The organism is Roseibium sp., from assembly GCF_050301095.1.
Taxonomy (GTDB): Bacteria; Pseudomonadota; Alphaproteobacteria; order Rhizobiales; family Stappiaceae; genus Roseibium.
Window position 1 is genome coordinate 1 of record NZ_JBNKYW010000074.1, and the last position, 13,758, is coordinate 13,758.

Genomic DNA, 13,758 nt, shown 5'->3' on the forward strand with positions numbered 1-13,758 from the left:
GTCCACCAGCTGTCCGGGTCCTGCTCGGACCAGGAGGGATGCGGCCGCTCCACCGTCAGGCCGGAGGTAGCCGAGCCGATATGCAACTGGTTTTCATCCAGCAGGACGGCCTTGACCGAACTTGTTCCAATGTCGACACCGACAAACATGAGGGACGCACCTCAAATACAGGCAAAAGAGAATCGTGCCAGCCGGACAGCCGGCACGATCGAAGGAGTTTTCACCGGCGGTCCGTTTCGGGAACCGCCATAACGGAGTTTCAGGCTGCGGCGATCTCCGGATTGATCGCACCCGGTCCCGGGATCGCGCCGGGAGGACATTTCCCGAGAATGATCATTCCAAGAAGGTCGTCTTCGGTCACCTGGTCGACCTTCACGGTCCCGACCACCTTGCCGTTTTTCATGACGGCGGCGCGGTCGCAGGTCTGCATGACCGAATGAATGTCGTGGTCGATCAGGAAGATGCCGAGGCCCTGTTTCTTCAGCTCGTGGATCAGTTCCGTCACCATGGCCGTTTCCTGAACCCCGAGGGCGGCGGTCGGCTCGTCCATGATCAGGATGCGGGCGTTGAAATAGACCGCCCGGGCGATTGCTACCGACTGGCGTTGCCCGCCGGACAGCGCCTTCACCGGGGCCTTGAACTTGCGGAAGTTCGGATTGAGCCGGCCCATGATCTTGCGGGTTTCCGCTTCCATGGCGTCGTCGTCAACAAAGCCGAGCGGCGAAGTCAGTTCACGGCCGAGAAAGAGGTTCGATGCCGCATCGAGATTGTCCGCCAGCGCCAGCGTCTGGTAGATCGTCTCGATGTTCTGCGCGCGCGCATCGCGCGGCGAGTGAATGTGGACTTCCTCGCCGTTGATACGGATCTCGCCACTGTCGGCCTTGTAGGCTCCCGAGAGGATCTTGATCAGGGTCGACTTGCCGGCACCGTTGTGGCCGAGAAGGCCGACCACTTCGCCGGGATACAAATCGACGGAGACGTGATCCACCGCGTGCACCCCGCCGAAGGAGATGCACATGTCTTTCATTTCTACGAGAGGGGTTGCCATGGATTACTCTCCCGTACGCTTGCGGTAGATGATGTCGACCAGGACGGCGATAACGAGGACCGTGCCGACCACGATGTTCTGAAGCGGGGCGTCGACGCCGACCATGGCCATGCCGGACTGCAGGGACTGCATGATCAGCGCACCGAGGATGGCGCCGTAGATGGTGCCGACCCCGCCGGCCAGCGCGGTGCCGCCGATGACGGCCGCGGCAATGACGCGGAGTTCGTCGAGCGTTCCGATATCGTTGGTGGAGAAGCCGAGACGGGCAGCGGCAACGGCAGCTGCGAGGGCGCATAGGCCGCCCATGACCGCGAAGATCTTGACCGTCAGGAAGCGGGTGTTGATGCCCGACAGTTCGGCCGCATCCGGGTTGCCGCCGGTCGCGAAGATGTAGCGCCCGAGACGCGTGCGGCGCGCGGTCACCGTCATGACGATTGCCACGACGATCAGAAGCAGAACCGAATAGGGAATGCCGTAGCCCGTTGTAAACCCGTCCGGCAGTGTTTCGCCGGCGGCTTCGAAGATGCGCTTCAGGCGCGCCTTGGGGATGTCATAGGAATTCAGGATCCAGACGAAACCGAGAATGGCGACGGCAGTGATGACGGCCATGGTCGTTTCCGCCCAGGCCGGCTTGATCGGGAAGCCGTGCGAGGCCTTCCGCCGGCGGGAGGCAATCTGCATCCAAAGAGCCGCTGCGACTGCCAGGACGCCGAAGATCCAGGACCCGGTCTCGCCCATGGTACCGCCGATGCCACCGATCATGTTGAAGGTTTCGTCGAGCGGGCCGATGGTCTGGCCGGAGGTGATGAACCAGGCGACGTTGCGCCAGACCAGAAGTCCGCCAAGCGTCACGATGAAAGCCGGAATGCCGAGATAACCGATCATCCACCCCTGAAACGCACCGATCGCAACACCGACGACAACCCCTGCCAGAATGGCGAGGATCCAAATGGCCGGATGACCGAGACCAAGCACCGGCGGCAGGATGTCCGTCTGGACAACCGCCATGACAGCCGCGACCGTCGCCAGGACGGAGCCGACCGAAAGGTCGATGTGACGGGTGACAATGACGAACACCATGCCGGTCGCCATGATGGCGACGGATACGGTCTGAATCGTCAGGTTGAAGATGTTGCGCGGCGTCAGGAACCGGCCATCGGTGACCACGTTGAAGATCAGACACAGGACGATGAACGCCCCGATCATGCCCAGAAGGCGCGTGTCGAGCTGCAACGCGGCAAAGAGGTTTCGTGCTGTCGGGCTCTTGGGCCCTGACAGAGCGGTATCGGACATCGAGGTTACTCCTGCTTGGAGACCATTGCGCTTACGCATCGGGTGGCCCATCCCGGGGTGCTGACATCGGGTGCGGACCCTGGACAGCTATCCCTTATTCAAGGCCCCGGTCACAGTGTAACCGGGGCCGCGTCTGTTGCGTATCGTTATTAGTTACAGGGTGCCGGGCCGTTTTCGACGCCCTGACACAGGTCTTCCTTGGAAATCCAGCCAGCGTCGACAACCGCGCTCAGGTTGGCCTTGGTCACCGGCAGCGGTGCCAGGAACTTGGCGGTCAGCTCGGTGCCGGACGGAGACGTCCATGCGGCAGCACCCTCGACGTCACCCAGGTCGGAACCGCCCGCCAGGGCAACAGCGATTTCACCGGCAGCCTTGCCGAGGTCACGCGCGTCCTTCCAGACGGAAACCGTCTGCGTTCCCTTGGCAACGCGGTTCAGAGCGGCGTGGTCGCCGTCCTGACCGGACACCGGAATGCCGTCCATGCCCTGGGCCGCGAGAGCCGCGACAACACCACCGGCGGTGCCGTCGTTGGAAGCGACAACGGCGTCAACCTTGTTGTCGTTGGCCGTCAGGATCTGTTCCATGTTGCGCTGAGCGTTCGCCGGAAGCCAGCCGTCGGTGTAGGCTTCGCCGACGATCTTGATGTCGCCCGCGTCGATGGCCGACTGCAGGATTTCCTGCTGGCCGCCACGGAGAAAGTCCGCATTCGGGTCGGTCGCGGAGCCCTTGATCATGACGTAGTTGCCCTTCGGCGCGGCTTCGAGAACCGCCCGGGCCTGCATGCGGCCGACCTCGACGTTGTCGAAGGTCAGGTAAAAGGCGCGCGGATCGTCGATCAGACGGTCGTAGCCGACAACCGGAATGCCTTCATCGGCAGCAGCCTGGACAGCCGGGCCGATGGCCTGGGAGTCCTGAGCCAGGATGATCAGGGCGGTTGCACCCTGCGCGATCAGGGCCTCGACGTCGGAAAGCTGCTTGGCGGAAGAGCTCTGGGCGTCAGCGGAGATGTATTTCGCACCGGCGGCTTCCAGAGCGCCCTTGATGGCGGCTTCGTCGGTCTTCCAGCGTTCTTCCTGGAAGTTGGACCAGCTGACGCCAACGACGATGTCTTCGGCATGGGCCAGGTTGATCGCGGTTGCGGACAGCAGGGCGCCCGCCAGCAAAGTGGTAAGTTTACGCATTGCGATGTTTCCTCCAGTGGGCGCAACCCGTTTACCGGCTGCGCCAGAAAATGCGTCTGTGTCGCGGCGCCTTTTCGAGGCGCCTTCAGAAAGGACAACCTTGTTGTTATTTTTTTTGGTGTCCGAAAAAAAGTTGCAGGAAAGCGCGGCTCCTGTCAACATGGTTTTGCAAAACTCTGCTCCACGTGATCGAAAAATCGCGCTAAAGAGTAGAAAAACCGGGAGAAACCCGGGACAGAGGAAACACCTTGGGAAGAGCTGAGCGAGCATGACACGCAAGGCGGACCGGGACCAGATCCGGCGGCAAAACAGAAGTATCGTCCTCCAGGCCCTGCGCCGGAGCGGTCCGATGGCACGGATCGATCTGGGGCAGATCACGCGGCTCAGTCCCGCGACGGTGACGGCCATCACCTCCGATCTGCTCGACCAGGGGCTGATCCTGAGCCTGGAGTCGGAAGAACCCAAAACGCATCAGGCGCGGGGCCGTCCGCGAACGCTGCTAAAACTCAATCCGGATGCGGTTTTCACCATCGGCGTCAGGCTGTCGGTGAACAACATCGACCTTGCCCTGGTGAATTTCGCCGGTGAGGTGACGCGGGAGAAACGCACCCATTTCGACAGCGCCACCGCGGACGCGGACAGCTTCCCCGGTACGCTGGTTGAAGCGATCTCGCAGTTCCTGAAGGAAGCGGACGTCAAACCCGCCCGGGTGCGGGAGATCGGCGTCGCGGCCCAGGGCGTGGTGGAGACGGAAACGGGCCTCGTCGCCTGGAGCCCGGCGTTCGCGGGCCGGAAGATCCCGATCGTCAATCCGCTGCAGTCCGCTTTCGGCGCCGAGTGTTATATCTCCAACGATACCAACATGATAACCGAGGCCCTGCACTGGTCCGACCCGAACCGGTACAGCGGCACCTTTGCGGTGATCATGCTCGATTACGGTGTCGGCATGGGGCTTTACCTCGACAACCACCTTTTTTCCGGGGCAAGCGGAACGGCCGCCGAATTCGGTCATGCCAACCACATCCCCGGTGGCGCGCTGTGCCGATGCGGCAAGAAGGGTTGCCTGGAGGCCTATCTTTCCGATTATGCCCTGGTCCGCGCGGCGACCCACCAGCCGGAAGATACCGATCCCATTACGATCAAGGCGGGCGTCGGCGGCCTCGCCCGGCTGATCGAACTTGCAGGATCCGGCGACGAGAACGCGCAAAAGGCCTTCCACGAGGCCGGACGCGTGCTCGGATACGGCATCGCCCGGGTGATCGCCATGATAGACCCGAAGCGCGTTGTGCTGACGGGTGCCGCCATGCGCGCGTTCTCCTTCATGGAAAAGGGCATGTGGGAGGGACTGGAGGAAGCGCTGGTTGCGGACCTTCGCAACAATTTCTCCCTCGACGTCATGCCCTGGAACGAGGACTTCATCCGCAGCGGCCTGATCGCCCAGTCCATGGAACGGCTGGACAAGGACTTTCTGGGAACGGCGACCCCGCAAGGAAGCCGCGCCGCCAGAACCGACGGCAAGGAGGTGCCAGCATGATCCGGCGACTGAAACTGGCATCCTCGCTCCTGGTGCTGGGGCTGGTTGCACCGGTCCAGGCGCTGGCGGAGGAGCCGGCCCCCTGGAGCGAACGGGCGGTTCTGGAAGATGTCGATATCGAGGCGCTGGCGGCATCCGGCAAGGACCCCATCCCGGTTCTTCAACCTCTGGGCAAACAGCTTTTTGCAGCAAAATTCACCACGCTGGACGGGGCCGGCAGGCCGGACGCGACCGGGGCCATCGTGCCGACCAAGGTGCGCCGTCATTCCCCCCTCGCCTTCCAGAGGCTGGCCGGAATGGACGCCAATGCCTGCGCCTCCTGTCACAACGAGCCGGTCGACGGGGGCGCTGGAGCCTTTACCGCCAACGTCTTCGTGTCAGAGGGATTCGAGAGCGCCGATTTCGACACGATCGATCCGCAGTTTTCCAACGAACGCAACACCAATGCCATCCAGGGCGCCGGCCTGATCGAGCTGCTCGCCCGGGAAATGACGGCCGATCTCAGACGGCAAAGACTGGACGTGCTGGCCAAGGCCCGGAAAACCGGGCAGGCGGTGACGGTTGCCCTGCAGACGAAGGGCATCCCGTTCGGCACGCTGACCGCCTCCGCGGACGGCACACTCGACGTTTCCGGTCTTGATGGCATCGACGACGATCTCACCTTGCGCCCCTTCAGCCAGAAGGGTGTATTTGCCTCACTGCGCCAGTTCACGGTCAACGCCATGAACGACCACCACGGCATGCAGGCGAGCGAACGCTTCGGTGCGAACTGGACCGGAACGGCGGACTTCGACGGCGACAGCCACCCGGACGAACTGACCCCGGGCCAGATTTCGGCGCTTGTGGCCTGGCAGGCAACACTGCCGGCCCCAACCCGGAAGCAGGACCTGCCGAAGGTCTGGCAGGATGCCGCTGCTGCGGGCGAGACGCTCTTTGCTGACATCGGCTGCACCTCCTGCCACGTGCCCGCACTGCCGCTCGAGAGCCTTGTCTTTCACGATCCCGGCCCGTTCGATACCGCCGGGACACTGCGCCAGAGCGACGTCAAGGCGCCGCTCAATCTCGACCTCGGCACGCTGGACTGGGTCAAGGCCCTGCCCCGGGACGATCAGGGCCGGGTTCTGGTACCGCTTTTCGGCGACCTGAAACGCCACAAGATTGCCGATGCGCAGAACGACACGCTCGGCAACGAGCTGCTGGCGCAGCGCTTCGTTGCCCGGGATGTCTTCATCACCGCGGAACTCTGGGGTATCGGCAGCACCGCGCCCTATGGCCACCGGGGCGACCTGACCACGCTGGAAGAAGTGATCCTTGCCCATGGCGGCGAGGCGACGGAAAGCCGGAAAGCCTATGCGGACCTCGCTGAGGAACAGCGTCAGACCATCATCGCCTTCCTGCGCAGCCTGGAGATTGCGGAATGAAACATCTTGCTTTTCCGGTCTCCTGGCTGTTGCTGACGGCCCTGGCCTTTCCGGCCAGCGCAACGGAGGACGCTCGCCGGAGTTCCATCGCCCCCGTCCCGTCCTACGTGGAGGAGGCAAGCGCGGCCGGGATCGACCACACCTATGACGGAGCCTGGGAATATTTCGTCGGCGGCGGTGCCGCCATTTTCGACTGCGACGGCGACCGGCGTCCGGACCTGTTTCTTGCCGGCGGCAAGAACCCGGCCCGGCTCTACCGGAACCTCAGCCTTACCGCCGGACCGCTGAAATTCGAACCGGTAGAAACGGACCTGACCGAAAAGCAGTCCGGCAAGGTGCTCGGCGCCTACCCGCTCGACTTCAACAACGACGGCATTCTGGATCTGGTTCTGCTGCGGCTCGGGGAGAACCTCCTGCTTGAAGGCAAAGGCGCCTGCAGGTTCGACGTCGCCAACCGCGCATTGGAGTTTGACGGCGGCCGGGAGTGGACGACCGCCTTTTCCGCCACTTTCGAGCCGGAGCTCGACTACCCGACGCTCGCCTTCGGCAACTATGTCGACCGTTCCGCACCCGGCGCGCCCTGGGGCACCTGCCACGACAATTTCCTGTTCCGGCCGGAAAAAGGCGCGGACGGATCGCTCCGCTATCCGGAGGCAACACGCCTGTCGCCCGGTTATTGCACCTTGTCGATCCTTTTTACCGACTGGAACCGTTCCGGCGAGCCGGCGCTCAGGATCTCCAACGACCGCCACTATTATCGTGGCGGCGAAGAGCAGTTATGGGCCGTGCCGCCCGGACGCCCGCCCCGGCCCTATCGCAAGTCCGACGGCTGGCAGCATCTGAAGATCTGGGGCATGGGCATCGCCTCGGTGGATCTCGATGTCGACGGTTATCCGGAATATGCGCTTACCAGCATGGGTGACACCAAGCTGCAGAAACTGGACGCCGGAGCGGACGAGACGGTTCCCGTCTATCAGGACATCGCCTTCGACCTCGGCGTGACGGCGCACCGGCCCTATTCCGGTGACGACCTGAAACCGTCGACCGGGTGGCATTCCGAATTCCAGGACGTCAACAACGACGGCCTTTGGGACCTTTTCATCGCCAAGGGCAATGTCGAGGCCATGCCGGATTTCGCCTCATACGACCCGGACAACCTGCTGCTCGGCCAATGGGACGGCACGTTCACCGAGGCGGGCGATACCGCAGGGATCGGCCTTGACCGCCGGGGACGCGGCGCGGGCCTGGCGGATTTCAACGCCGACGGCCTCCTGGATCTTGTTGTCGTCAACCGGGCAGCCCCGGTGAGCCTCTTCCGCAACACCGGGCAGGGCAGCGCTGCAGCTCCAAAGCCCCTCGGCAACTGGCTGGCGGTCGAAATCCGTCAGCCCGGCCAACCCAACAACCGCGCCGTCGGCGCCAGGATCAGCGTCAAGACCGGCAACCATACGGTCGTTAAGGACATTCAGGTCGGGGCGGGTCATGCCTCCGGTCAGATGGGTTTTGTCCATTTCGGCCTCGGCGTCGCCGAGCGGGCAAATGTGCGCGTGCGCTGGCCGGACGGTGACTGGAGCCATGGCTATCGTGTCTTCGCAAACGGCCATGTGATCATCGAGCGCGGCGCAGAGAAGGCCAAGCTCTGGTACCCGGAGTGAAAATCCGCAGCCTGGCGTTCGGAAATCGGCCAATTACTGGCAGGGGCCTCGGAACAATCCGGGGCCTTTTCGATTCGGTGCCCGCAAGCCCACCACCAAATTTGTCCTTCCGGTGGCGGTCCATGCCTTTTTCAAGGCCCGCGAGCCCCGGCATAGGTCTTTTCCCCAAGCGCATATTTTTCGAGGATAACTTTAAAATTTGACGTTACGGCACCCGCTATAAACCTTAACGTTTCGTTTACACATGGCAGTTCACCGGTGGGAACCGGAGTACAGTGCCGCAATCAGGCCTTGAGGTTGCAGCGCTGTGTAGTTGAGGTGAGCAAGCGATATGTTTTTTGTAACAATGTTTTGCATGGGCCTTTATGGCGCCATCGCACTTTCGATACTTATTCTGTTGACGGCAGACCTGCCAGCACGCGGACAGGACCGGTTGGCACGCCTGACCCTGAGGACAGGCGCCAGTTTCTTGTGGCCGTTGACGCTCATCGTCCTCGGATTCTGCACGGTCTTCCTGTTTCTGGCCGGTTCCGGGCCGAAACGGACCTTGGCTTACACCCCGCTGCTTTCCCAACGGCCGCACTGACGGTGCGCCGATCCGTTTGATCGGCCTGCACCGGGACGGCCTCATTGCGTCGCCCCTGCCCAGGCCCGACGGCCGGGTCCGGGCACCCTCTTCAGTGCCCGGCGCAGATCCTCCGCTGGCGCTTCGGGCCCACGATCTCCGGTTTTCTGACAAAATCATGCCGTCCGCGCCGTTTCAACGGCTCGGGATTGCTCCGTGGCGTAATTTTATGCATGTTGAAATTTGCGCCTAACGCACTGATTTCTCGGCAATAAAATTGCTGAAGTTTTACCTCAAGTTTTTATTTGTTCTAAAAATATTTGACTAACTGTTCAAATTTTTTTCCAATGGTTTCAGAGCTTCCTCAAAAAACGAAGGAGGCCGCCTTGAAAAACGATCGCCAACCTTCCGGAGATCTCCATGACCCAGACCAAAGCCGGACCGGACATTGCCGCCGGACGCTTGCCTGAGGACGTTTACGCAGAGAATTTCAGCGACCTGCATCCGCTTCTGGATCAGCACGAAGCCCAGGTCGAAGCCGACCGCTGCTATTTTTGCTACGACGCGCCGTGCATGCAGGCTTGCCCGACAAGCATCGACATTCCCCAGTTCATCCGCCAGATCTCGACCGGCAACCCGACCGGATCGGCCAAGACCATCTTCGAACAGAACATCCTGGGCGGCATGTGCGCCCGCGTCTGTCCGACCGAGACCCTGTGCGAACAGGTCTGCGTGCGGGAAGTGGCCGAAGGCAAGCCGGTGAAGATCGGCCAGCTGCAGCGCTACGCCACCGATCACTACATGGCGGAGAACACCTCCACACCGTTCACCCGGGCAGCAAGCACCGGCAAGAAGATTGCCGTTGTCGGCGCGGGCCCGGCGGGCCTTTCCTGTGCCCATCGCCTCGCCGTTCACGGCCACGACGTGACGCTGTTCGATGCGCGTGAAAAGGCCGGCGGCCTCAACGAATACGGCATCGCCTCCTACAAGTCCGTCGACAATTTCGCAGCGCGCGAAGTCGAGTTCATCCTGTCCATCGGCGGCATCGAGGTGAAAACCGGCATGCGCCTCGGCGACAATCTGGACCTGGCCGACCTGCGCGCGTCCTACGACGCGGTCTTCCTCGGCATCGGCCTTGGCGGCGTCAACGCGCTCGGCCTTGAGGGCGAGGACAAGGGCGGCGCCATCGACGCAGTCGACTACATCGCCGATCTGCGTCAGGCAAAGGACCTTTCCAAACTCCCGGTCGGGCGGCGTATCGTCGTCATCGGCGGCGGCATGACCGCGGTCGATATCGCCGTTCAGACCAAGCTGCTCGGCGCGGAAGACGTCACCATCGCCTACCGGCGCGGCCAGGAGCGGATGAACGCGTCCGAATACGAGCAGCATCTGGCGCAGACCAATGGCGTCCGGATCCTGACCTGGGCCCAGCCGAAGGCACTTGTCGCCGAGAACGGGTCGGTCACCGCCATTGAGCTGGAGCGGACGGAAGAGCAAGATGGTTCCTTGACCGGCACCGGCGCAACAGTCACCCTGCCCGCCGACATGGTGTTCAAGGCTGTGGGCCAGACCCTGGTTCAGACCGGCCTGGAAGGCGCTCTTTCCCTTCAAAAGGGCCGCATCGTGGTCGACGCGGACCGCCGGACGAGCCTTGCCGACGTCTGGGCGGGCGGCGACTGCGTTCTGGGCGGCGACGACCTGACGGTCGCAGCCGTGGAAGACGGAAAGATTGCCGCCGAAAGCATCAACGCCGCCTTGAGCGCCTGACCCGGGCGCTCGGCGTCACGTATTTGAGGGAGAGCCATCATGGCTGACTTGCGTACTGACTTCATCGGCATCAAATCGCCGAACCCGTTCTGGCTGGCTTCCGCGCCGCCGACCGACAAGGAATACAACGTCGTCCGGGCCTTCAAGGCCGGTTGGGGCGGCGTCGTCTGGAAAACGCTGGGGGAAGATCCGGCTGTCGTCAACGTCAACGGCCCGCGCTACGGCGCGATCCATGGCAAGGACCGGCAGCTGATCGGCCTCAACAACATCGAACTGATCACGGACCGGCCACTGGAAGTGAACCTGCGCGAAATCAAGCAGGTGAAACGCGACTGGCCCGACCGGGCGCTCGTGGTCTCGCTGATGGTCCCCTGCGAGGAGCAGAACTGGATCGACATCCTGCGCCGGGTCGAGGAGACCGAAGCAGACGGTGTGGAACTGAACTTCGGCTGCCCGCACGGCATGAGCGAACGCGGCATGGGGTCCGCCGTCGGTCAGGTGCCGGAATATATCGAGATGGTTACCCGCTGGGTGAAACAGCACTCGCGCATGCCCTGCATCGTCAAGCTCACGCCCAACATCACCGACGTGCGCAAGCCGGCCCAGGCCGCCAAGGCAGGTGGTGCGGACGCCGTTTCCCTGATCAACACCATCAACTCCATCATGGGCGTCGATCTCGACAACATGTCTCCAGCCCCGTCTGTCGACGGCAAGGGGGCCCATGGCGGCTATTGCGGCCCGGCGGTGAAACCGATCGCCCTCAACATGGTGGCTGAAATCGCCCGCGATCCGGCCACCCACGGCCTGCCGATCTCTGGCATCGGCGGGGTTACGACCTGGCGCGACGCGGCCGAGTTCATGGCGCTCGGCGCCGGCTCCGTTCAGGTCTGCACCGCCGCGATGACCTACGGCTTCCGCGTGGTCGAGGACATGATCGACGGCCTCAGCGACTGGATGGACCAGAAAGGTTACACCTCCGTCGACCAGTTCATCGGCAGTGCCGTCCCGAATGTGTCCGACTGGCAGTATCTGAACCTGAACTACATTGCCAAGGCCAAGATCGACCAGGATCTGTGCATCGAATGCGGTCGCTGCCATATCGCCTGCGAGGACACGTCTCACCAGGCGATCACCAATATGGTCGACGGTGTGCGCAAGTTCGAGGTAATCGACGAGGAATGCGTCGGCTGCAATCTTTGCGTCAACGTTTGCCCGATCGAGAACTGCATCACCATGGAGCCGATGGCTCCGGGCAGCATCGATCCGCGCACCAAGAAGGTCGTGGAAAAGGACTACGCCAACTGGACGACCCATCCGAACAATCCGATGGCGGTTACCGAAGCGGCCGAGTAATCCCGGTATTCGGTCACGCTTCAAACGCAGGCAAGCCCCCGCTTGCCTGCGTTTTTCATGTCAGAACTCCGGTTTGGTCAGCATCAGCCAGATGATGGCCAGAACCGCGAAGAAAGCTGGAAAGCCGCAGGCGAACCAGATCCGGTAGAGCCGGTGATAGGCCTCCGGCAAGGCGTCTCCTGTTTCCGCAGCCTGCGCGGCAAGGCGCCGTAGCCGGACCTGGATCCAGACGACCGGCAGCCAGAAGGCACCGACAAAGACGTAAAGACAGAGCGAGACGAACACCCAGCCTTCCCAGAGGGGCCAGCCGGCTTCGCGGGCCAGAAGCGCGCCGGTGACCGGTTGAAACAGGGCAGCCGTCGCCGTGAAGACCGTATCGGCCAGAACCACGATCCCTGCGACATGCGCGATCAGCGCCGGGTTCCGCGAGCGGTTGGACATCACCATGAAGAAGGCAATGCCGGCGCCCGTTCCAAGCAGCACGCAGGCACCGACGACGTGGGCGTAGCGCAGAAGGTCGTACCACATCAGCGTTCCTCCAGAACCAGGACCACCAGCGCGGCGAGCACAAGGGAAGGCAAGACCTTGACCAGTGGACCGAGCGGATCCGCCCAAAGATGGGGTGTCAGCAAAGTGCCTCCGGTCAGATAGGCCAGAGCGACCAGAATCATGCCGATCGACGCGCGCCGGCACCACCGGCGGAAAAGCACCGCGATGCCGAGCGTCAGATCCGCAACGGCCCCGCCGAAGACGGCAGCCGCCGCCATTGGCTGCGAAATGCCGGTGCCGGTCAAAACGGCCATCGCGTCGCGGTAGGAGAAAACCCCGATGAGGCCGGAAAGCGTCCAGAAAAGGGAAAGGCAGCCGATTGCGAGCGGAAGCAGCAGGTAAAGCCTGGCAAAGGCACGTTCCTGTGCCGTCGCGGGCAGGACCGCAAGCGTCTGCTCCAGGGACTTCAGAGGAATGCCGCCGCGTTGCCGCCAGCCCTCAGGGTCGCCAGTGATCCCGCTGTCCAGAGACTTGAGCGCGTTGGTCCTGAGCGGTGACCGCCAGCCGAGCCACCCGAGGGCATCGGCGCCCTTCCTGAGAATGCTGATTGCAAATTCAGGCACGGCAATCCGGGCGCGCCAGTCCGGGTAGCCCAGCCATGACCGGAAACGGCACACGAGTTCGGAGAAACTCCGGCTGCCGTCTTCCGTCAGATCCGCCACGAACCGCGTGCCGAGATCTCCGCTTGCCGCCTGCACCACTGCCCTGGCGACGTCATCGACATGTACGGTCTGGATCCTTGCGTTTCCGAACAACTCAAGGCCCGCGAAGGGCATGGCGGCGCCTGCCCTCAGCAGCGCGGTACCGCCATACGCATCCGCACCAAGAACCAGGACGGGACGCAGGATAATCCAGTCGGTCCGGGAGGCCATGATGGTCGCATCGCCCCGGGCCTTGGTGCGGAAGAAATTTGTCGGCGCGTCTTCGGACACGCCGGCTGCCGAGATCTGGACGAAGCGGACCTGCGTTCCCTCCAGGGCTTCGCAGATCCGTTTCACCGCCGTTTCGTGAATGGCGGCGAGATTGTCCCTTGCTCCGTCCTGCAAGGCTCCGGATGCATTGACGACCACATCCATACCGCCCAGCAGGGACTTCCAGTCCCCGGCCAGGGTGTCGGCAAAGTCCCTTTGCACCCAGTCAAGATCGGGAAAGGCCTTCCTGCCGCATTCTAGCGAGCGGCCGATACAGGTCACGCGATAGCCCGCCTCCCGGAGCGCCCTGACGCAGGCGGCCCCGATAAACCCGTATGCCCCGAGAACGGCTGCTTGTTTCATCGTTTCCGCTTCCGTGGCCGCCTTCAGCGCCGCCATTGAAAAAAGTGTCCGGAAGGGATGCGCTTAAAAGGAAAAGTTCAATCACACAACAGCAATGCCCCGGGGCGGTTTCCCGCTC

The 13,758-nt window shown here is 62.8% G+C and carries 12 protein-coding genes; 6 read left to right on the forward strand and 6 right to left on the reverse strand.

Annotated features, from left to right (window positions below; translation table 11 throughout):
- The 4 genes from ACQY7U_RS06775 to xylF form a co-directional block, all read right to left on the reverse strand.
- On the reverse strand, nucleotides 1–149 hold a 149-nt coding region (locus tag ACQY7U_RS06775), incomplete at its 3' end, for an FGGY family carbohydrate kinase (RefSeq protein WP_428643086.1).
- A 110-nt stretch (nucleotides 150–259) separates the two neighbouring features.
- Entirely contained in the window at nucleotides 260–1,027 is a 768-nt protein-coding gene (locus ACQY7U_RS06780) for an ATP-binding cassette domain-containing protein (protein WP_428643087.1), read from the reverse strand.
- Nucleotides 1,028–1,051: 24 nt separating this feature from the next.
- Nucleotides 1,052–2,341 carry a sugar ABC transporter permease gene (locus tag ACQY7U_RS06785; RefSeq protein ID WP_428643059.1) on the reverse strand — a complete coding sequence of 430 codons (1,290 nt, stop codon included), beginning with the start codon at nucleotides 2,339–2,341 and terminating at the stop codon, nucleotides 1,052–1,054.
- Nucleotides 2,342–2,490: 149 nt separating this feature from the next.
- Nucleotides 2,491–3,522 carry a D-xylose ABC transporter substrate-binding protein gene (xylF, locus tag ACQY7U_RS06790; protein WP_428643061.1) on the reverse strand — a complete coding sequence of 344 codons (1,032 nt, stop codon included), beginning with the start codon at nucleotides 3,520–3,522 and terminating at the stop codon, nucleotides 2,491–2,493.
- Between the two features lie 268 nt (nucleotides 3,523–3,790).
- On the opposite strand from xylF, the gene ACQY7U_RS06795 reads away from it, so the two are divergent.
- The 6 genes from ACQY7U_RS06795 (at nucleotide 3,791) to preA (ending at nucleotide 11,817) form a co-directional block, all read left to right on the forward strand.
- Entirely contained in the window at nucleotides 3,791–5,056 is a 1,266-nt protein-coding gene (locus ACQY7U_RS06795) for an ROK family protein (RefSeq protein ID WP_428643062.1), read from the forward strand.
- On the forward strand, nucleotides 5,053–6,477 hold the full coding sequence (locus ACQY7U_RS06800) for a di-heme oxidoredictase family protein (protein WP_428643063.1): 1,425 nt from the start codon (nucleotides 5,053–5,055) through the stop codon (nucleotides 6,475–6,477). Before ACQY7U_RS06795 ends, ACQY7U_RS06800 begins: the two co-directional genes overlap by 4 nt.
- Nucleotides 6,474–8,132: a CRTAC1 family protein gene (locus tag ACQY7U_RS06805; protein WP_428643065.1), complete on the forward strand. Its 1,659-nt coding sequence runs from the start codon at nucleotides 6,474–6,476 to the stop codon at nucleotides 8,130–8,132. Before ACQY7U_RS06800 ends, ACQY7U_RS06805 begins: the two co-directional genes overlap by 4 nt.
- 331 nt (nucleotides 8,133–8,463) lie before the next feature.
- Nucleotides 8,464–8,718: a hypothetical protein gene (locus tag ACQY7U_RS06810; protein WP_428643066.1), complete on the forward strand. Its 255-nt coding sequence runs from the start codon at nucleotides 8,464–8,466 to the stop codon at nucleotides 8,716–8,718.
- 399 nt (nucleotides 8,719–9,117) lie between these two features.
- The gene (locus ACQY7U_RS06815) at nucleotides 9,118–10,464 is read left to right on the forward strand and encodes an NAD(P)-dependent oxidoreductase (RefSeq protein ID WP_428643067.1); all 1,347 of its coding nucleotides are present in this window, start codon (nucleotides 9,118–9,120) and stop codon (nucleotides 10,462–10,464) included.
- 39 nt (nucleotides 10,465–10,503) lie between these two features.
- A complete protein-coding gene (gene preA / locus ACQY7U_RS06820) occupies nucleotides 10,504–11,817 on the forward strand; it encodes an NAD-dependent dihydropyrimidine dehydrogenase subunit PreA (protein ID WP_428643068.1) in 1,314 nt (437 codons plus the stop codon).
- A 60-nt stretch (nucleotides 11,818–11,877) separates the two neighbouring features.
- Here preA and ACQY7U_RS06825 read toward each other — a convergent pair whose 3' ends face one another.
- Both ACQY7U_RS06825 and ACQY7U_RS06830 read right to left on the reverse strand, forming a co-directional pair.
- Complete coding sequence (locus ACQY7U_RS06825; protein ID WP_428643070.1) at nucleotides 11,878–12,345, reverse strand: DUF2269 family protein; 468 nt, start codon at nucleotides 12,343–12,345, stop codon at nucleotides 11,878–11,880.
- Entirely contained in the window at nucleotides 12,345–13,676 is a 1,332-nt protein-coding gene (locus ACQY7U_RS06830) for an SDR family oxidoreductase (protein ID WP_428643072.1), read from the reverse strand. Before ACQY7U_RS06830 ends, ACQY7U_RS06825 begins: the two co-directional genes overlap by 1 nt.
- Nucleotides 13,677–13,758: the final 82 nt, after the last annotated feature.